Below are 18,836 nucleotides of genomic sequence, written 5' to 3' on the forward strand. Positions count from 1 at the left end.
CTCGTGAATTTGGCCGGTTTACTCGTGAATTCAGCTGCTTTACTCGTGAAATTGATTTTTCTTGGGATTTCTGCTACTTTACTCGTGAATTTAGCTACTTTACTCGTGAATTCTTTTATTCTCTAAAAAACAATATTATACATTCGATGTTGCTTTTAGTTTTAATATTTTGCTCGATCTGTAGTTTATCATAGCTGCCATACTTCTCTTTCACATAACGCCATGGCAGCCATTATGCTCGGAACATTGAAGGCCATGAATGCATTTTGTGGTAATAGTTTGCAGCCAGCAGTAATCCTATTAATGTCGGGGCAACAATCGCGCCAATTCTACCAAAAGCCAAGGCCCAACTATCCCGGTGGACCTTATCTCCCGGGGATAATACTCGGATATATACGTATTGGCCAAATTCATCGTACCGACTGTACAGGCACCTCCAAAAGCGATCAGAATATATAAGGCTGCTGCATTTGAGGTCAAACCTAATATGACAAAACAAACAGTACCCATTGCACAGAGGGATAAAAGTACTCTTCTATGGCCTATTTTCCCAACTAAGTACCCTCCAATTAACGATCCGCCAATTTGTCCTATTCCCGATATAAGATTGAAAGATAAACTGGATTAAAGGCCGTATCCGGACTGCCCATGACGGCCCCCCTCCCTATTCAACTATTAAAATTACTTGTTAACCGCATTGACGGCTACTTGCATCGGTTTGTTAAGCACTTCATCGACCATGCTAAAGTTCTTGTTTTTCTTATATTTATTATAAAAAATCGCTCTTTTCCGAACTGGATCACCCTTGTAATAACGTTCGTATTGAAGGAGGCGCTGCCCAAATGCTTCCCCGCATAAATCCCAAGCCAGTTTAAACACCCGAACTCGCTCTTCCGCCGAAACCCCGCTTCGCCCTCCATAATATTTATCGATATCTACTCGCAATTCCGGATTATCAAAGTCGACCCCTGTCGGAGACATCAACAGCCCTCCAGCTCCAATGGTCTGGATAACCTCAATGGCACGGGGATACATCTCCGGAAGGAAGCCGCGAATCGTTTCCAATGCATCCGGATTTGGCCGGGCCTCACCGTACTCATTAATCGTATATTCATATTCCGCTACCCGGAGCAGTGAACGGATGACTTCGACGGATTGAATAAGTTCACCCAAATCACGCTGTACATGCAGGAATCCATCAACTCCGATAGAGTCTGCCACTTTACAAGCAACCTCAACGGCAAATGCCAATTTAATATATCCACGCACACCCGATTGGTGAGCAGGCTGTTCAGCGATCCCCGTCATTGGATACAAAAGCGGTTTGCCGCCTCCACATTGTTGTATAAGAAGACGCGGTTCCAAGGACCAGGACATCATTAAATACAAGCAGGGCGTCCATTTCCTCATAGCGGGAGGCAAGTGGATGGTCAAACATCGAGCGTGTTCCGTCCTGCATTGGTTCCCGGCAGATTATACGCAGTCCAGGCGTATCGATCGGCAATGCAAATGCTACCGCATGACGTTCATCACCTGGTGTGAATCCTGGGAAAGAATAGATAATCACCTCATCGGTGATTGGTGCCAGGGTGGCTAACATTTTTGCACCGCGTACAAGTATTCCTTCTTCTTTTTCCTCTACGGTCCCTAAGTGGGTATAAGTTTCTTTTTGCTCATGAGATTGCTTGCTTCGATCATTTTGAGGATTAATGATCGCATGCGTTAAGAATAAATCATTGTCCGAATATAGGTGTAATAATCCTTGATGTTCTTTGACCAGTCTTTGTTGTATTTATCAAGAAACCAGGAGTTATGTGCCATGGAAGTGACCACGACATTTAGAAAGTCCGGCGTTCTCCCCATGAGTCCATATGTCATCCTTGCATACACTTCAAATAATTTACTTCTTTTTTGCAAATCCTCCGATGTCTTCGGGAATAAGAAAGCATTGTTAACACGTTCTCCGGTTTCCTTGCAAATGTGAGTGATTTCATCTTGATATTCCGGGTCATGTTGAATGTCGTACAACTTCGCAATTTCTTCAATTGGCTGTTTAAAAATTGGCTCATTATAAATATCCTCAACCACTCTTCCGCCAAGCCAGACTTCCGGTTTCCTTGATTTAATTCTATTAATATATTCTTCCCCGGTTTTAATGCCCATTAGAATCCCCCTTATTTTACAAGCTGTTTAGCAGACCCCATTTTCCCTCGATAAAAAGTAAGCGCTTCCAAATATTCGGAATGTAACTCCTGGATTTCATCGATGAACAATACATGATCACCAGCATCATACTCTCTCCATGGTTTGCATTCCATCCAGGCAACACTTCCATTTATTTTTGGCGAAATTCCCTTGTTATCCCAGTCGGTTTCAAGCGTTTCCTATTTGCTGCCCGCAAATTGCCATGCAATGGCTTCCTGTTCATCCGACAAAATATTAATGGTAAAAGATTTATCTTTCATGCTAGTGCAGGCTTTTGCTTCTTTATGAATACTAAAGCAAGCGGTGGATCCAAGGAAACCGAAGGAAAAGAATTCACAGTAATCCCCTTTTGAACTTTCCATCAAACCAGCTCACTATTGTGACGCCGGTTAGGGATTTCCCAAAGCAACTTCTCAACTCGCGCCCATCCACCTCATCACCTCCTACTCTTTTATTATGAATTCATTATAGTAAACTTAATATTTTTAAAAACCATATAATTTCATAATGTGAAATTACAGGAAAAATTTATAATTGTGAACTATCAAAAGAATTCCCCGAAGAAATGACTTTCATTACCGCATTATCAAAAATCAGTGTTAAACTATCCATGTTCATTCATATTTCCAGCTTAATTAATAACGGACTTTTTTGTTCTTGACTTGAATAGATGAAAGTGGTGAGGAAAGTTTCAATTTTGCGTACATTTAGAAAGTTCTACCAATTTTTCGTGGATATACCTTTAAAAAAAGGAGTGGTTTTGAATTACCGTTACGAGGTAAAAGCTGTAATCGGAACAGGAAGCTACGGTATTATTTATCTTTGCAATGATTTGAAAAAAAAAGAAAATATAGTGATCAAGCAACTCCGGAAAAGTAAACGCCGCAGCAAAAAAGAGCTGAAGCAGTTTGAAAATGAAATTTCCATTTTACGAATGTTAAACCACAAAAACATCCCCAAATTTCACGAGAAATTTTCACATGAGGGAAATGTTTATTTTGTGATGGATTTCATAGAAGGAGATAATTTGGAAGACCATATTTTCTTGAATCATATAACATTCAATGAGAAAGAGTCTCTATTTTTTCTGGATGAGCTGGTCGGTTTAGTATCTTATCTACATGACCATGACATTTCCCATCAAGATTTACGTATACCAAATATTTTACTAAAGAACAATCAGCCCATTTTGATAGACTTTGGTTTGTCTAAAAAGATCAATTCGGCCGATTTTACTAAAGAAACCATGTTGCAGCTGAAAAGGCAGGATTTTTACGACTTGGGGGAAATACTTCTATATGCACTTTATACGACTTACGCCTCCAAAAGTAAAAAGACTCTTCCTTGGACAGAAGAGCTTTCGTTAGAAAAAGAAACCGTGCATTTACTGAAAAGGTTATTAAGCATCCAAGAACCTTATTCAGATATTAAAGAAATCTCAATGGACCTGCAGGCTGCATTGAAGTCAAAGAAATTGAATTAGCTGCTACTGCCGCGCCCTTTTCTCTTGTAGCGGTCACTTCCACTCATGGGATACCTTTTGTAGCCTCGGCTGCTGCTGCTGCTGCCTCGGCGATAATGACCATGTCTTCGCTCACTGCTGCCTTGGGAAAGCTGTTTGATTTTTTTCATTATTTTCTTCAGCATATCTTTCACCTCTTTTATTTTGGTTTTAAAACTTGTTATTACTTAGCCTAACATAGTCACAGTATAAACCTTACTAATAAGTACTATAATTTTTTTTCATTTATGTTACATTCCATTACTGCTTCCTGAAGTGGGCTTCTTTCATTGTTGATCATGAGAACTCCCTAAATTCCTCCGTTAGATAATGGCACAAATAAATAAAAATGACTGTCTTTTACTGTTCTTCGAAGCGCATGACAGTAAACAAAAAAACCTGGCGAATATCGCATCGCCAGGTTTTTTTGTTTACTTTTTTATTTTACAGCTTCTTTTAATTCCTTACCTGCTTTAAAAGCGGGAACTTTACTAGCTGCAATTTGTATTTCTTCGCCAGTTTGCGGGTTTCTTCCTGTACGGGCAGCGCGGTCACGCACTTCAAATGTACCAAAACCAACTAATTGGATTTTTTCTTCTTTAGCAAGTGTAGCCGTGATTGTTTCAAACAATGCGTCCACTACTTTTTTTGCGTCGTCTTTTGTCAGTTCAGCTTGTGCTGCAACACTGCTCACTAATTCTGTTTTATTCATATGAACACCTCATCCTTTTATTTTGTATAAAGTATGTAGAGTAGACAACATAACATATCTTGTATGCCTCTGTCACTTAAAATGGCTAAATAAAAGGAATTATCGCTCTAAAATGATCTTTTTTAAAGGTAAAAGGGCATTGATCACATTAACCTAATGACCTTTTCAACTTTCTGCAGTTTCCAGCTGCAGCCATTGATAGATGGTATCCATATCAATGTTTTCCTCCAAATGGGATGCCAAGAGATTGTACGCTTCCTCCCTGCGCTCCGAGTCGCTTTGGACGTTTTCCTTCACTTCTTCCAACCCCTTGTTCCGTCGAATTTGGTTAACTAGTAATCTAGTGAACAGGCGATTATGGAATATCCCATGAAGATATGTTCCCATTACCTTGTTGTCATTGGAAATGGCTCCATCCTCTCTTCCATCCTTCAATAAAAGAAAGGGCCTTACTTGCGACTTCAATGTCGTTCTGCCTAAATGTATTTCGAAACCGTTAAGATTCATTTGACCTTCCATTATCCCGGCAGAAAGGACACCTTCCATTTGTACCGTTTTCTTTTCTGCTTGAAATACGGTTTCCACCGGAAGAAGCGAGAGCCCATCTGCGTTCTCACCGTCACCTTCGACCGCGTCAGGATCGAAAAGTTTAGTCCCTAGCATTTGAAAACCGCCGCATATGCCAAATATCATCGTTCCTTGTTTCCGCAGTTCATTGATGGCCCGATCCAACCCCATACGATTCAACCACTCTAAATCTTCCATCGTGTTTTTTGTACCAGGCAAAATAAGCAGATCGGGATTACTTAACTCATGGACACTGCTTACCAGGCGGACACCTACTCCGAGTTCATCAAAAAAAGGATCCACATCTGTAAAGTTGGAGATCCGCGGAAATCTCAAGACGGCTACATCGATCGGAAACTCAGCCTTTTTAGGTTTTTTAAAACGTAAGGAAGAGAGGGCAAGTGAATCTTCCGCTTCAATATTCACGTCAAGATAGGGCAGCACCCCGAGAACCGGAATCCCGGTTTCCTTTTCCACCCATTCAATACCATCGTCCAACAATTCACGCATGCCACGAAATTTATTGATGATGATCCCCTTTACACTATCTCGTTCATCTTGATCCAATAAAGCAAGTGTGCCGATGATGGACGCAAATACTCCACCACGATCAATATCGGCCACCAAAATGACAGCCGCATCCGTGAGTTTAGCCATTCGCATATTCGCTATATCCCGGTCCTTCAGGTTAATTTCAGCCGGACTTCCTGCCCCTTCGAGTACGATGATGTCATAGTCTTCTTGAAGTTTTTCGACCGATTTACGGATGATGGGCATGGCTTCCTGGACAAATTGGGACCGATAGCTTTTTGCATTCATATCAAGGAAATGCTTTCCGTGCACGATGACTTCCGAAACCATATCCTGCTTCGGTTTCAGTAATATCGGATTCATATCGGTCGTTGCCGTGATCCGTGCTGCTTCCGCCTGTACTCCCTGAGCCCGTCCGATTTCACCGCCATCCAAGGTTACATAAGAATTCAAAGCCATGTTTTGTGATTTGAATGGGACGACACGTAATCCTTTATTGGAAAATACCCGGCAAAATGCCGTACAAATCAAACTTTTCCCTACATCAGACGACGTCCCTTGTATCATGATGGATCGTGCCTTCATTACGCTCACCCCCTTAAAACTCTAATCCTTTGACAGCGCCGATGCCCTCGTCATAATAATGCTTGGTCGCCTCAATCGTTGAAACCAAATCGGCCATTTCCATAAGCTCTGGCCTTGCATCCCTGCCGGTAATGACTATATGCATATGAGCGGGACGATTTCGAATTGCATCGATGATTTCAGCCAATGGCAAGACATCTTCAATCGGGAATTTGGAAATCGCTAACGCATTATTCAACTCATCCAAAACAAGTAAATCAATATCCGGATCAGTAAGTGCCAGTTTCGCCTTTTCCCATGCTAACGATAAGGCGTTGCGATGCTCTTCTGGTGTTTTGGTCCATGTAAAACCAATACCTAGCTGCTCCATTTCAACTCCTAATTTTCTCAAAGCCAATGCTTCCCCATAAGTACGCTCTGGAGATTTTATGAACTGAAGGTATTTGACATTCATTCCTCTGCCGATTGCCCTCAAAGTCACCCCTAATGAGGCAGTCGTCTTCCCTTTACCGTTTCCTGTATAAATAAGCATTAATCCTCTGCGTGCCACTTACTCACCTACCTTCATAGCCAAACTGTTTTTTCTATGTATGAAGTCCTTTTAGTAGCTGGAACCGGTTGATCGCCTTTAGGGTATCCGACAAAAATGGTGCCGATCACTTTTTTGTTTTCCGGTGAACCGATAAATTCGTGCAGGCGTTCATCCCTGACTAGACCCACTCCTCTAGTGCGCCAAACGAATCCGAGACCAAGTTCTTTTGCGGCAAGCCACATCGAATGGACGGCACAACAAGAAGCGAATACATTGTCTTCGGATGAATCTGGATCATCAGGCAAAATATCGGAGGTCACGACAATGATAAGCGGTGTCGTCTTTACAACTTCCAGTGAACTTTCAATCAACTTTGGTTTGGTTGGGAAGCGTTCATGTAAATACCTTTCTGCCAATCTTTCATAACGGTGCTTCGCTTCTCCCTTGATTACATAAAAACTCCAAGGTTCACGCAATCGATCGTTAGGGGCATAGGTAGCCGCTTCCAATAGCTGCCTGATTTTTTGGTCTTCCACTTCTTTTTCTTCGTAATTCCTTATTGCCCGGCGTTCCTTCAATTCTTGAATGATGGACATTCCGACTCATTCCCTTCAATTATGGACTCTGAATCAATCACTCTTTCAAACCATTGTATTTTTTCTCTTAATTGGACGACATCCCCTACTAGAAAGATTGATGGATTTTGAATTTCTTCTTTTATAGCCTTCAAAGAAATCGAATTCAAGGTACCGGTAATCGTCCTTTGTTTATCAGTCGTGCCCCATTCAATGACAGCCACTGGCGTATTGCCGTCCCTGCCATGCTCTATCAATTTTTCACAGATGAACGGCATATTACCTATTCCCATATAAAAGGCGATGGTATCGATGCCCTGAGCCAATGCCTGCCAATTCAGGTTATCCTGCCCCTTGTAATCACGGCCATGGCCTGTCACAATCGCATAACTTGAAGCATGATCACGGTGGGTCACCGGGATGCCCGCATAAGCCGGTGCTGCGATTCCCGCTGTGATTCCTGGGACGATATCATATTCAATCCCGTTAGCAGCCAGTATTTCCGCTTCCTCACCGCCCCGCCCAAAGACAAATGGATCTCCACCCTTCAGACGGGTGACGTTTTTCCCCTGTAAAGCTTTGTCCACTAAAAGTTCATGTATTTCATTTTGAATGAGATGATGTTTCCCTGGTGATTTCCCGCAATACACCAGTTCTGCACCTTCTTTTGCATAGTTTAATAGTTCTGGATTGACAAGCCTGTCATATGCAATGACATCCGCCTTTTGGATACATTCCAGTCCATATACCGTAATCAATTTCGGATCTCCGGGACCCGCACCGACCAGATGAACTTTTCCCGGTTTCATGCTCGCGCCTCCTCTTAAGCTTCAAAAAATACATTTTACTAGTTGATAGTTTCATGGGCAGATCTGTTTTTTTGTTTTAAGCAAGCATTGATCCAGTTCTTTGCAAGTGTTGGATTGGAAGCAAAATGAAAGTGGGTATACCCCGCAACAAGGTTGCCCAATACACACCCCTCTTGTTTCGAACCGAATCTGCCTATGGATTCATAAGCATGTGTAAGATCAGCATCCGCTTCAAATGTCGAGTAGTGGAATTCATGACCTTTTGCCTGCTCCATTTCATTGATCAAAAAATTGCCTGGAGTTCCTGTGATTTCACGATACCCAAGTGCTGCAAGCTTTTTCTGCATTTTAATCCTGCCCGGTATCATTCCTGCCATCTGATGCGTTTCTCCTGAAGTTGTTTCAATCGATTTGCTCAAAAACATGAAACCGCCACATTCCGCAAGAGTCGGCATCCCCTTTTCAATGGAGCTTCTGATGGATATGATAGCTTCCACGTTACCGGAAAGTTCAGCTGCAAATTCCTCAGGAAAACCGCCTCCAAGATATAAACCATCAGCATCCAATGGTACTTCATCCCCTTTTAATGGAGAAAAATACTTGATGTTCGCCCCATATGCTTCTAGCAGCTCAAGGTTCTCCTGATAATAAAAATTGAAGGCTGCATCTTTTGCGACGGCAATGCATACGTCCTTTTCATTTTTGGGTTGAAAAATATTTGAGTTTCCACTGGTAACGGAGGTTGTCTTTGACAAACGGTACAACTGCTCGATATCGATCGTTTCCATGACTAATTGTGCGAGCTTATCGAAAAACGGATTTAGTTCCCCGCGTTCAATAGCAGGAATTAAACCTAAATGACGGCTTGGAATATCAATATCCAATTCCCGCTTCATATAACCGAGCACCGGTACATCGCATTCTTGCTCAATGGCTGATTTGACAATTTTGTAATGACCTGCACTTCCCACTTGATTGGCAATGACCCCAATGATGTTCGGGCCGGTCGAAAAGTCCTGAAATCCTTTTACGATGGCAGCTGCACTCCGTGCCATGCTGGCACAGTTGACTACCAACAGGACAGGACTTTGCGTGATGATGCTGATTTCAGCCGTCGATCCTGTATTGGCTAAAGGACTTTTGCCATCGAAGAAGCCCATGACTCCTTCGATGATCGATATATCAGCCCCGGCACCTGCTTTATTAAGAATTTCTCGAACAGTGTCATGTTCAAACATCCAACTGTCAAGATTGCGTGAAACCCGTCCTGTAACTGCTGTATGATAAGTAGGATCAATATAGTCAGGACCACATTTGAACCCTTGAACGGTATAGCCTTTCTTCTGGAGGGCTGCCATGATTCCGATGGTCAATGTCGTTTTACCGACACCGCTTCCGGTACCTGCAATTACCAATCTTCTATCGTTCATATTTTTTCTCCCTCTTAAAAAGGAATGATCCCAACTGATATGGTTACGTTCCCCGATTTTTTCTTAACCAGCTCCAATTGTTCAGCTTTAGTATAGATCCTCACAGCCGGTTCACTCACACCATATGCACCCGTGTATTTAAATACTGTATCCGATGGCGCTTCAATTTTGGCTTGATTAAGCTCTTCCGGTTCATAATGCACGAATTCCCAGCCATATTTTTCAACTACTTCAATCAAGCCAAGTTCGTCTTTCTTTAAGGAAATTGTACAGATCGCCTTAACGCTTTTTAATGAAAATGATAAATCGGCTAGTGTTTCTGCAATCACTTGCTCTATTTCAGCCGCCGCCGTTCCCCTATTGCACCCGATACCAAGAGCAATGACCTTTGGACGATATACGATTCCATTTTCCAGGATTCTCTTTTCCGACTGCTTAAGCATGCGGTGAGTCACGACCAGCGCTGCTTGCGGCTTTGCTTGAAGCGCTTCTTCAATGGATGGGTATATGATAATTCGTTCAGGTAATGCCGTATCATAAGACCACCAGTTCCGTTCACCTGATTCCTGTACAACGGCAACATGCTCTTCATTTACTACGGACGCACTTACTGGCGTCAATTTTTCTGCGGAATCCCAAATCCAGCCGAAGCGCTGGCCGAATAAGTCGACAGGAATCGTTTTTTGTACATCCGAAGCCGTGGTGATTATAGCTCTTGCATCAAGGGCTGCAGCAACTTCCTTAGTCAGTTCATTTGCCCCTCCCAGATGCCCTGACAGTACACTGATAACATTTTCCCCTTTATCATCAATGACTACGACACCTGGATCCGTTTTCTTATCCTTCAAAATTGGTGCAATCATCCTCACGACTGCCCCGAGTGAAATAATTAAAATGATTCCCTTATACTCCTTGAATAAAGCTGGCAATAGCATACGGACACTGCCCGAAAAAAGCTGGATCTGTTTATGCTCTTCATCCCCTTTTTCAAACTTGCTCATGTAATATAGATCGGAATTCGAAAAAACGGTATGTAATTTTCGCGCCAGCTCGACACCATGCTTTGTAATCGCTACGATCGCATAAGTGTGGGACCGTTTAATGGGAGCAAGTTCCGCTTCTTTCAATTCAATGATCATGGTTTAACACCTTTTCTGAAACCGTGGGTAAAACTCGCATCATATAGTTTGGAACGGTATTCATCTTTATCATGGATGGCAGGGTCCAAAGCCCATCCAGCCAAAATCATCGCATGTTTGCGGATGCCATTTTGACGCATATCATCATCTAAGTTCACTAACGTAGTGCGGACGATTTTTTGGTCCGGCCATGTTGCCCTTTGAATGACTGCAACCGGTGTATCATCCTTCCAACCGGCTTCCTGGAGTTCTTTAACGATTTTTTTGGTCAAGGTTGCACTCAAGAAAAGGGCAATCGTACAGTGATGACTTGCCAAATCACGTAACTTCTCAAATTCCGGAACAGGCGTACGTCCTTCAGCCCTCGTTAATATAAGTGTCTGGGTTAAATCAGGGATGGTCAGCTCTGCTCCTATTGCCGCTGCTGAGGCGAACACCGAACTCACGCCAGGAATCACCTCATAACCGATACCCTCTTTCTTCAATAGGACAATTTGTTCCATGATTGCACCGTACATGGCAGGATCCCCTGTATGAATTCTAGCAACCATCTTTCCTTCTTTAACACGCTCAACCATGATGCCAACAATTTCCTCCAAATGCATTCCAGCCGTTTTCAGCACCTCGGCATCGGGTTTTGCCTTAGCAATCAATTCTTCATTCACTAATGAATCCGTATATAAAATAACATCAGCCGTTTGGAGAATGTTCAATCCTTTTACAGTAATCAAATCCGGGTCACCTGGGCCAGCACCTACAATATATATCTTCATTTTCTCACCACCATCAATGTTAAGTATTCTAGTTCAAGTCCTTCCAATTCACTCACTTTCCAAATCACTTCTTCATCGGAAGTGACTTTGGTTACGACCGAGGCCTTTTCAAGCAAGTCCAAATCTTTTAAAACGGTAATCATTAAATCGATGACCTTTGCCACTTTGATGAACACAACGGCATCATGGTCTTCGATCGCCTTCTTCATCGCTTCATAGTCATCCCTTGCAGGAACTATCGCAACATGATCATCACCATCAGCCAAAGCGATGCCCAGCCTTGACGCTGATCCATTAAAGGAAGAAATGCCCGGGACTGTCTTGATTTCGACTTCGGGATGCAACTCCTGCATCAATTTCATCATATGTATGAACGTACTATATAAAAGCGGATCGCCTTCCGTTACGAAAGCCACATCTTTTCCTTCATTTAATTTTTGCCAAACCTTTTCAACCGTTCCGTTCCATTCCCGATCCAAAATGGCTTTATCTTTCGTCATCGGAAAAACAAGGCCCAGCATATCCTTTTCTTCAGGACGAATGTAAACTTCAACAATGCGATGTGCGTAGCTTTTACTCCCTTTTCTTTTTTTGGGATACGCAATGACCGGAGATTCCTGAATCACGCGAAATGCCTTTACTGTAATTAGCTCTGGATCGCCCGGGCCTACGCCAAGGCCATATAAAGTACCAAGATTACTCATTCATGTCTTCCTTTCGTTGTGCAGTAATGATATAAACTGGATTAAGCGGTACAAATCTGTTCATTCCCAATATTGGCTTACTTCTGGAGATTTGCGCATGCATGATGGAAGTGTGAAAACCAGCTTCCGCAAATGCTTCATTAGCCCGGTAAAGATTCTCAATCGTCGCAGCATTCAGAACGATCCTGCCGCCTTCTTTTAACCGATTGCAGCAAGTATTGATCAGCTCTCCCATTTCGCCGCCAGTCCCGCCAATGAAGATCGCATCAGGATCAGGAAAATTTTCCAATCCCTGCGGGGCTTTACCATGAATCGCCGTTATATCGGTACGGAATTTACGTTGGTTTTGATAACAGTTACCTAAATCAGGCTCATTTTTTTCAATTGCGAAAATTTGGCCTTCGGATGCAAGCTTGGCCGCTTCAATTGCCATTGAGCCCGTACACGTCCCAACATCCCAAACTATACTGTTTTTCTTTAGCTTCAATGCATGCAGGCTTAATACCCGGATTTCCTTTTTGGTAATGAGGCCTTTATCAGGCTTCCGTTGTGAAAATTCTTCATCTTCTATCCCTAATGACCAACTCGGTCCTTCTGTTTTCCGTTTTAAAATGACGACGTTCAACGGGGAGAATTCCCGCTCCATCATTTCATCAAGTTCATACCAACCTGATGTTTCCGTTTCCCCTTGAAGATTTTCAGCCACAAATGCCCGGTATTCCGTCATTCCGAATGAAAGGAGATATTTAGCCAGTTGATTAGGGCTATTTTCGCTGTCAGTAAGCAAGGCAACTTTCGCTTTCCCATCAATCCTTTGGGCCAGCCCTTTCATGCTGCGTCCATGAATGCTAACGAGGAAGGCATCTTGCCAGCTTTCCCCCATTTTTGCAAAAGCAAGCTGAATTGAACTGAAATATGGGTAAACCTCCATGTTGATTTTGCTGGAAAGATAACCTCCCATTCCATAAAACATTGGGTCACCGGAAGCTAAAACCACAGTTGGGCGAGTTTCCTCCTGCAGTTGTTCTACAATTGTTTTCAAACCGCCCTTTATGATAATCTTTTTGCCAGAATAGTTCGGAAAGAAGGATAAGACCCGCTCACCTCCGACCAGCACTTCACTTTCTTCTATCCATTGGGCATATTGAGGCAGTAAGCTTTCCTGACCGTTATCCCCTATCCCGATTAATTTCATCGATTGACTCAATTCCAACAGCCCTTCCCAATAATTGTCCTTTCAACGAATAAATCGCCGTTTCCATTTCAATGCCACCCTTCACTTGGTTAATGGCAGAGTGACAGCAGGATTCACATAATTTATTAAAAAAGTCAAAATTATTAATGGCTGACATCATATCCCCTACTTGTGACGCTGTGTTTGCATTCTTGATTTCAAGAACAAGATCATCATCAGCTCCGACGCTTTGGGCAATTTCCGATAGAAAACCAAAGTCGACCGGGGCACTTTTTGAATGCACCATCATCACACCTTGGGCTACTTTGGAGAATTTACCCATCATGCCGACCAGTGAGACCTTTTTAATTCCCTGCCTCTTACATTGCTTAAGTGAGAAGCCCACAAAGTCACCCATTTCAATAAAGGCTTCCTCAGGTAAATCCTGGAGAAGGCCCATGGCATACTTTTCACTGCGCCCGCCAGTCGTTAAGACAAGATGCTCACACCCGCTAGCTTTGGCGACACTGATAGCCTGGACGATACTTGCCATATAGGCGGAACTGGAAAAAGGGACGACAGTGCCCCTTGTTCCCAAAATGGAAATTCCTCCTACAATCCCCAAGCGGCCATTTAATGTTTTTTTCGCTATTTCTTCACCTGCTGGCACGGAGATGACGACCTTCACACCTCTATTGATCTTAAATTCTTCCAGTGTTTGTCGCACAGTGGTTAAAATCATCTTGCGCGGTACAGGATTAATCGCCGCTTCCCCTACAGGAACGGGAAGTCCGGGTTTGGTTACACGACCAACTCCGGTCCCTCCATCCAATATAATCCCAGGTGCATCCGACCAGCTGACAGTAGAAATAATATGGGCCAAATGTGTGGCATCGGGATCATCTCCGGCATCTTTAATCGTCTCTGCACTAACCGCATTTTCCGATATTTCATATTTCTCAATAGTGAAAGTGGCATCTCGGCCGATTGGCAAGGAAATGGTTGCCTCCTCCAGTGCATCCCCCGTGATCAAAGCGGTCAATGCAGCTTTGGTCACGGCTGTCGAACATGCTCCCGTCGTATATCCATGACGCATTTGTGAGGGGTCTTTTTTCACTTTCTTTTCCATGTTTTTTAACTATCAGCTAAAAGGGAAATCGCGTTCAATGCTGCAACAGTGACAGTACTTCCACCTTTTCGGCCAATATTCGTAATGAATGGCACTTCTGTGATCTTAGCCAGTTCCTCTTTCGATTCTGCTGCAGAAACAAATCCAACAGGCATTCCAATGATTAAGTCCGGTTTTGCAATCCCCTCTTTAATAAGACGAATGAGCTCTAGTAAAGCGGTAGGTGCATTGCCAATCGCATAAATGCCCCCTTCATTTTCCTTTACCGCTTTTTGCATCGAAATGATCGCCCTCGTCGTATTCAAACGTTTTGCCTCGACCATCACATCCGGATCCGAAATATAGCAATGAACGTCCCCGCCGTGTTTTTGAAATCGTTTTTTGCCTGTACCGCTCTCGATCATTTGCACATCCGCAATGACATGTCTGCCTTTGCGAATGGCTTCCACACCAGCTTGAATGGCATTTGGATGGATGATTACACTTCTTCCCAATTCAAAATCCGCTGAAGCATGAATGACCCGGCGGACGATCTTCCATTCATCTTCAGAAAAATCATGATTGCCCATTTCTTCAGCAATGATTGAAAAACTATAATCATATATTTTGTCAGGGTCTACCGTTAGTGGTTTAAAATCCGTTTTAAAATCCATCTTGCATTCCTCCTATTTTTCATTTAACTGATTATTCAACTCGGCAATGACATGTTCAAAACTGGAATGAACATTCTGATAGTCAACATCCGGTCGAGATATCATGATTGTCTCAATTCCACATTCCAACGCGGCTTCCAATTTCTCATCAACCGCACCGACCTTGCCGCTTTCTTTCGTTATCATCAATGTGACCCCATATTGTTCATATAGAGCTTTATTCAATTCTTTGGAAAACGGCCCTTGAATCGCAACGATATTTTTTTGTTCGATGCCCAACTGTGCACATTTTTCCATATTGTCCATGCGTGGCAGCATTCTCGCTATGACTCTGGTATTCTCGAGCCCTACCAATTCTTTTGCGAACACGGATAGTGTTTTACTACCGGTCGTGAGCATGATGACTCCCCGTTTTCCAGCGGCAAGCTTGGCAGCTTCCTCATAATCACGGACAACTATCAATTTATCATTCTGAAACCGTTGACTTTCACGCTCATAACGAATATAAGGAACATTTGCTGCCTTTGCTCCGATAAGGGCGTTTTTGGATGCTTCTTCGGCAAATGGGTGACTTGCATCGACTACAGCCTGAAAACCTTTTGCAGAGATTAAAGATGTCATATCTTCTGCAGATAATCGGCCAATCCGGGTGGAAATCCCTGAATCTTGCAAACTCTTAGCCGCTGATTCGGTTACAACAGTTGCCAAAACCTTGAACCCCACCTGCTGCATCTCAATCGCTAATTCCCTTGCATCACTTGTACCCGCCAAGAACAAAATCATTTTGATGACCCCACCGCTTGCCCATCATGATCGTGGTGATGATCATGGTCGTGATGGTGATCATGGTCGTGATGGTGATCATGGTCGTGATGGTGATCATGGTCGTGATCGTGGTCGTGATGGTGATGATGGTGAGCATGTCCATGTTCCTCGACATGTTTACGATAGTTTTCCAAATCACGCGCCCCGCTTGACCTTCCTTCACTGGCTTCGATTACTCGTTCTTGCAGAATGTTCTGTAAGGTTGGATGATATCCAAAATACTTTGCCAAAATGAATTCTCGATCATGATATTGCTCTTGATAGCCTTTCAGCATATCCTCCATTCTTTCCATCAACACACCAGTGAAGAGGAAATATGGCAGCATCACTATTTTTTTTGCCCCTAATCGGATGCATCGTTCAATACCTTCATCAACGTGAGGGTCCGTTACACCCATGAAGGCTGTTTCGACCCATTTAACGCTTAATTTTTCCCATAATAATCGTGAAATTTTATATATATCACTATTTGCATCAGCATCACTGCCACCTCGGCCAATTAGCAATATCGCTGTCTCAGAATGTTCAGAGGTCGTATCGAATCCCGCTTCCTCAAGACGGTCTGTCAGGATCGTCAATACATCATGGTGGACCCCGATCGTTTGGCCATATGTGAATTTCACTTCTGGATACTTGGTTTTCCCATCCTCTATTTCAGCTGGGATATGTAATTTCGAATGTCCTGCATGCAACAAAATGATCGGTATGACGATAACTTCAGTAGCCCCTCGTTTTACACAATTATCAATTCCTTCGGATATATTCGGTGCCGCAAATTCCAAGAAGCACGTTTCCACCATGAAACGCTCGTCCATTGCCGGAATCATATTCTTAATAAAATGACGGACTTCTTCATTTCCCGAAGCCAACCGGCTTCCGTGTCCTACGAACAAAACTGCTTTCATTTACTTTCCTCCTCTAGATTAGTCTTCACAAGGCGCAGGCTCTATATTTATTTTGGGAGCGATGTCCTGATAAGAAAAATTCTGTATCTTTTTCGAACGTTTGAAGTATTTAAAAAGCCGCTCATTTGGATGGGCATTTTGCTTATACTCCCCGACAATGTCCGTAATCAGTTCAACAAGCTGTTCCGGTTCAATGCCTTCCGCCACCGGCTGACCCGGATGGGCTGTTCTTCCAACCGGTTTAGCTCCAAGAAATAAGTCGAACTTCCCTTTTCGGAAGACAATCCCGATATCATCCATCACAGCACTATAACAAGCCATCCCACACCCATTAAAACCGATGTTCAGTTCCTTGGGCATTTTCATTCCGCCAAGCACCCGGTGTATTTCGTCCGCATAAGGAATGGATTCCGCTTTTTCACCATCACAGAAATCACAGGCTTTTAGTGTCAGTACATCTCCAATCGGCGACAAAAGAAAGTTTGCTGATTGCAATTTCCCCGTTATGACTTCCGGATCCGTTGTCGGAATCTTTAAGACGATTTTATGATTTGGCGTGTATTCCATCGTTCCCTTTTCCCCAACAACTTCCGCAAGTGTCATCATTTGTTTGGGAGTGAATTGTTTATTCGCCACACCTGGACTAACGGCAAGTTCGAATACCGACTCCATTTTTTGCTGAACAATCGGCTGAATGGATTGCTTAACGGTTTGACCCTTGACTCTTGACAGGGCCTCCATTGCCATTTCAAAGGAAGCTGGCTTCTTTTCTGGTGCTTTTGTAAGTAATCCAACTCCTCCAGCGGACTCGGTTAAGGCCTCTTGATCTAATGCCCACGGTTCCGCTTCTTTTTGCAGTCGCTGATGCGGCTTCAATGTTTGCTTTTCCGAATTCAAAGTATATTTTCTCTGATAGCCTCTTGGTGTGATGATTTTGTCATCATATAAAAAGGTGGATGAATTACCGATAATGACGGTGGTCAACATTCCAATATCGTGATTCAACATATCCTGCAAATTGGTTATGACAATATCCTGCCTATCGCGATAAGCACTTTTCACCAACCCGACAGGTGTATCCGGCGAGCGGTAGCGAAGGAGAATTTTCTGTGTTTCAACAATTTGCCGGGTCCGCCTGCCGCTGCGCGGATTATAAAGTGCAATGACAAAGTCTGCCATTGCAGCTGCTTCAACCCTTTTAGCGATCAGTTCCCAAGGAGTTAAATGATCACTGAGGCTGATCGTACACGAATCGTGCATGACTGGTGCCCCGAGTAAAGACGCACATGAGTTGATTGCAGAAATGCCAGGAATGACTTCAATGCCCACACCAGTTTCTTCTTTCCAGCCTTTCTCAATCAATACTTCATAAACCAACCCTGCCATCCCGTAAACTCCGGCATCCCCACTGGAAATCACCGCCACTTTCTTTCCCAGCTCCGCTTGTTTCACTGCTTCCTGTGCACGTGATACTTCTTCAGTCATCCCCGTACTAATGATCGTTTGATCTGTAAGCAGTCCCTGAATGAGTTCAACATAAGTTTTATAACCAATGATGTAGTCACTTTCTTGAAGGGCTTCGACGGCACGTTTGGTAATGTGTTCAAAATTCCCGGGCCCAAAGCCCACGACGAATAATTTACCGTTAGTACTCATTAAGACATCTCCTTTTACGCTTTGTTCTTTGAAATACCCGTATGAGCAGGAAAATCTGGATTAGGGGTCATTTCCCCATCATTGAATTGATAGATCATCTGTGGAACAAATTCACCATCATCGATATTACTGACGATCTGCCGACCGAATTCAGGCGTTTCCACTCGATACCAGTTTCCTTGGGGATAGGCAATCACAACGCAGGCATCCTTACATCTTCCGTTACAGCGTGTCCTGGTTGTATGGATTTTCAAATCAAGTCCCTTTGAAGTAATTTCATCGCGAATCGCTTGGGTTACTTCTTCCCCGCCCTTTTTCATGCAGCTGCTCCCATTACAAATCAACAGATGCGTATTTGTACCCATCAAGTTCCAAGTAGTCATCTTCTTCCTCCTGAGTTCAGGGAAAAGGCAAAATAAAAAACCTTAACA

The 18,836-nt window shown here is 43.2% G+C and carries 20 protein-coding genes and 1 pseudogene; 1 reads left to right on the top strand and 20 read right to left on the bottom strand.

The window, feature by feature from the left end:
• Positions 1 to 300: 300 nt before the first annotated feature.
• The 4 genes and pseudogenes from LQ188_RS07075 to LQ188_RS26980 form a co-directional block, all read right to left on the bottom strand.
• Positions 301 to 603, bottom strand: coding sequence for an MFS transporter (locus LQ188_RS07075; RefSeq protein ID WP_363320584.1), 303 nt, complete (start codon positions 601 to 603; stop codon positions 301 to 303).
• 78 nt (positions 604 to 681) lie between these two features.
• Positions 682 to 2,163 (bottom strand): annotated as a pseudogene (locus tag LQ188_RS07080) (4-hydroxyphenylacetate 3-hydroxylase N-terminal domain-containing protein).
• A gap of 11 nt (positions 2,164 to 2,174) precedes the next feature.
• Positions 2,175 to 2,318 carry a flavin reductase family protein gene (locus tag LQ188_RS26975; RefSeq protein ID WP_363320574.1) on the bottom strand — a complete coding sequence of 48 codons (144 nt, stop codon included), beginning with the start codon at positions 2,316 to 2,318 and terminating at the stop codon, positions 2,175 to 2,177.
• 66 nt (positions 2,319 to 2,384) lie between these two features.
• On the bottom strand, positions 2,385 to 2,567 hold the full coding sequence (locus LQ188_RS26980; protein ID WP_363320575.1) for a hypothetical protein: 183 nt from the start codon (positions 2,565 to 2,567) through the stop codon (positions 2,385 to 2,387).
• Between the two features lie 392 nt (positions 2,568 to 2,959).
• Between LQ188_RS26980 and LQ188_RS07090 the strand changes: the two genes are divergently transcribed.
• On the top strand, positions 2,960 to 3,688 hold the full coding sequence (locus tag LQ188_RS07090; protein ID WP_230176581.1) for a protein kinase: 729 nt from the start codon (positions 2,960 to 2,962) through the stop codon (positions 3,686 to 3,688).
• A gap of 457 nt (positions 3,689 to 4,145) precedes the next feature.
• Here LQ188_RS07090 and LQ188_RS07095 read toward each other — a convergent pair whose 3' ends face one another.
• The 16 genes from LQ188_RS07095 to LQ188_RS07170 all read right to left on the bottom strand — a co-directional run bounded on the left by LQ188_RS07095 (position 4,146) and on the right by LQ188_RS07170 (position 18,788).
• Complete coding sequence (locus tag LQ188_RS07095; protein ID WP_063233522.1) at positions 4,146 to 4,418, bottom strand: HU family DNA-binding protein; 273 nt, start codon at positions 4,416 to 4,418, stop codon at positions 4,146 to 4,148.
• A 165-nt stretch (positions 4,419 to 4,583) separates the two neighbouring features.
• The gene (locus tag LQ188_RS07100) at positions 4,584 to 6,101 is read right to left on the bottom strand and encodes a cobyric acid synthase (RefSeq protein WP_230176405.1); all 1,518 of its coding nucleotides are present in this window, start codon (positions 6,099 to 6,101) and stop codon (positions 4,584 to 4,586) included.
• 13 nt (positions 6,102 to 6,114) lie between these two features.
• Positions 6,115 to 6,651, bottom strand: coding sequence for a cob(I)yrinic acid a,c-diamide adenosyltransferase (locus LQ188_RS07105; protein ID WP_101221882.1), 537 nt, complete (start codon positions 6,649 to 6,651; stop codon positions 6,115 to 6,117).
• 14 nt (positions 6,652 to 6,665) lie between these two features.
• A complete protein-coding gene (locus LQ188_RS07110; protein ID WP_101221881.1) occupies positions 6,666 to 7,229 on the bottom strand; it encodes a nitroreductase in 564 nt (187 codons plus the stop codon).
• Positions 7,208 to 8,017 (bottom strand): uroporphyrinogen-III C-methyltransferase, encoded by an 810-nt coding sequence (gene cobA, locus LQ188_RS07115; RefSeq protein WP_101221880.1) that lies wholly within the window; start codon positions 8,015 to 8,017, stop codon positions 7,208 to 7,210. Before cobA ends, LQ188_RS07110 begins: the two co-directional genes overlap by 22 nt.
• Positions 8,018 to 8,055: 38 nt before the next feature.
• On the bottom strand, positions 8,056 to 9,447 hold the full coding sequence (locus LQ188_RS07120) for a cobyrinate a,c-diamide synthase (protein WP_101221879.1): 1,392 nt from the start codon (positions 9,445 to 9,447) through the stop codon (positions 8,056 to 8,058).
• 14 nt (positions 9,448 to 9,461) lie between these two features.
• Positions 9,462 to 10,586 (bottom strand): cobalamin biosynthesis protein, encoded by a 1,125-nt coding sequence (locus tag LQ188_RS07125; RefSeq protein WP_101221878.1) that lies wholly within the window; start codon positions 10,584 to 10,586, stop codon positions 9,462 to 9,464.
• Positions 10,583 to 11,359 carry a precorrin-4 C(11)-methyltransferase gene (gene cobM / locus LQ188_RS07130; protein WP_137018453.1) on the bottom strand — a complete coding sequence of 259 codons (777 nt, stop codon included), beginning with the start codon at positions 11,357 to 11,359 and terminating at the stop codon, positions 10,583 to 10,585. The genes LQ188_RS07125 and cobM overlap by 4 nt, the downstream gene beginning before the upstream one ends.
• Entirely contained in the window at positions 11,356 to 12,063 is a 708-nt protein-coding gene (cobI, locus tag LQ188_RS07135) for a precorrin-2 C(20)-methyltransferase (protein WP_230176406.1), read from the bottom strand. The genes cobM and cobI overlap by 4 nt, the downstream gene beginning before the upstream one ends.
• Positions 12,056 to 13,270 (bottom strand): precorrin-6y C5,15-methyltransferase (decarboxylating) subunit CbiE, encoded by a 1,215-nt coding sequence (gene cbiE / locus LQ188_RS07140; RefSeq protein WP_230176582.1) that lies wholly within the window; start codon positions 13,268 to 13,270, stop codon positions 12,056 to 12,058. Before cbiE ends, cobI begins: the two co-directional genes overlap by 8 nt.
• Positions 13,233 to 14,366, bottom strand: coding sequence for a cobalt-precorrin-5B (C(1))-methyltransferase (locus tag LQ188_RS07145; protein WP_230176407.1), 1,134 nt, complete (start codon positions 14,364 to 14,366; stop codon positions 13,233 to 13,235). The genes cbiE and LQ188_RS07145 overlap by 38 nt, the downstream gene beginning before the upstream one ends.
• A gap of 5 nt (positions 14,367 to 14,371) precedes the next feature.
• The gene (locus LQ188_RS07150) at positions 14,372 to 15,019 is read right to left on the bottom strand and encodes a precorrin-8X methylmutase (RefSeq protein ID WP_034312499.1); all 648 of its coding nucleotides are present in this window, start codon (positions 15,017 to 15,019) and stop codon (positions 14,372 to 14,374) included.
• A 12-nt stretch (positions 15,020 to 15,031) separates the two neighbouring features.
• Positions 15,032 to 15,802 carry a precorrin-6A reductase gene (gene cobK, locus LQ188_RS07155; protein ID WP_230176408.1) on the bottom strand — a complete coding sequence of 257 codons (771 nt, stop codon included), beginning with the start codon at positions 15,800 to 15,802 and terminating at the stop codon, positions 15,032 to 15,034.
• A complete protein-coding gene (locus tag LQ188_RS07160) occupies positions 15,799 to 16,749 on the bottom strand; it encodes a sirohydrochlorin chelatase (protein WP_230176409.1) in 951 nt (316 codons plus the stop codon). The genes cobK and LQ188_RS07160 overlap by 4 nt, the downstream gene beginning before the upstream one ends.
• An 18-nt stretch (positions 16,750 to 16,767) precedes the next feature.
• Positions 16,768 to 18,405 (bottom strand): precorrin-3B C(17)-methyltransferase, encoded by a 1,638-nt coding sequence (cobJ, locus tag LQ188_RS07165; protein ID WP_101221873.1) that lies wholly within the window; start codon positions 18,403 to 18,405, stop codon positions 16,768 to 16,770.
• 14 nt (positions 18,406 to 18,419) lie between these two features.
• On the bottom strand, positions 18,420 to 18,788 hold the full coding sequence (locus LQ188_RS07170; RefSeq protein ID WP_101221872.1) for a (2Fe-2S) ferredoxin domain-containing protein: 369 nt from the start codon (positions 18,786 to 18,788) through the stop codon (positions 18,420 to 18,422).
• Between the last annotated feature and the right edge of the window lie 48 nt (positions 18,789 to 18,836).

This window comes from Peribacillus sp. Bi134 (assembly GCF_918698065.1).
In the GTDB taxonomy this organism is placed as follows: domain Bacteria; phylum Bacillota; class Bacilli; order Bacillales; family DSM-1321; genus Peribacillus.

Bases quoted from the DNA above. Each gene is read 5' to 3' on its own strand.
- LQ188_RS26975 (WP_363320574.1), bottom strand. From the start codon at position 2,318: ATGGAATGCAAACCATGGAGAGAGTATGATGCTGGTGATCATGTATTG.
- LQ188_RS26980 (WP_363320575.1), bottom strand. From the start codon at position 2,567: ATGGAAAGTTCAAAAGGGGATTACTGTGAATTCTTTTCCTTCGGTTTC.
- LQ188_RS07095 (WP_063233522.1), bottom strand. From the start codon at position 4,418: ATGAATAAAACAGAATTAGTGAGCAGTGTTGCAGCACAAGCTGAACTG.
- LQ188_RS07100 (WP_230176405.1), bottom strand. From the start codon at position 6,101: ATGAAGGCACGATCCATCATGATACAAGGGACGTCGTCTGATGTAGGG.
- LQ188_RS07110 (WP_101221881.1), bottom strand. From the start codon at position 7,229: ATGTCCATCATTCAAGAATTGAAGGAACGCCGGGCAATAAGGAATTAC.
- cobA (WP_101221880.1), bottom strand. From the start codon at position 8,017: ATGAAACCGGGAAAAGTTCATCTGGTCGGTGCGGGTCCCGGAGATCCG.
- LQ188_RS07120 (WP_101221879.1), bottom strand. From the start codon at position 9,447: ATGAACGATAGAAGATTGGTAATTGCAGGTACCGGAAGCGGTGTCGGT.
- LQ188_RS07125 (WP_101221878.1), bottom strand. From the start codon at position 10,586: ATGATCATTGAATTGAAAGAAGCGGAACTTGCTCCCATTAAACGGTCC.
- cobM (WP_137018453.1), bottom strand. From the start codon at position 11,359: ATGAAGATATATATTGTAGGTGCTGGCCCAGGTGACCCGGATTTGATT.
- cobI (WP_230176406.1), bottom strand. From the start codon at position 12,063: ATGAGTAATCTTGGTACTTTATATGGCCTTGGCGTAGGCCCGGGCGAT.
- LQ188_RS07145 (WP_230176407.1), bottom strand. From the start codon at position 14,366: ATGGAAAAGAAAGTGAAAAAAGACCCCTCACAAATGCGTCATGGATAT.
- LQ188_RS07150 (WP_034312499.1), bottom strand. From the start codon at position 15,019: ATGGATTTTAAAACGGATTTTAAACCACTAACGGTAGACCCTGACAAA.
- cobK (WP_230176408.1), bottom strand. From the start codon at position 15,802: ATGATTTTGTTCTTGGCGGGTACAAGTGATGCAAGGGAATTAGCGATT.
- LQ188_RS07160 (WP_230176409.1), bottom strand. From the start codon at position 16,749: ATGAAAGCAGTTTTGTTCGTAGGACACGGAAGCCGGTTGGCTTCGGGA.
- cobJ (WP_101221873.1), bottom strand. From the start codon at position 18,405: ATGAGTACTAACGGTAAATTATTCGTCGTGGGCTTTGGGCCCGGGAAT.
- LQ188_RS07170 (WP_101221872.1), bottom strand. From the start codon at position 18,788: ATGACTACTTGGAACTTGATGGGTACAAATACGCATCTGTTGATTTGT.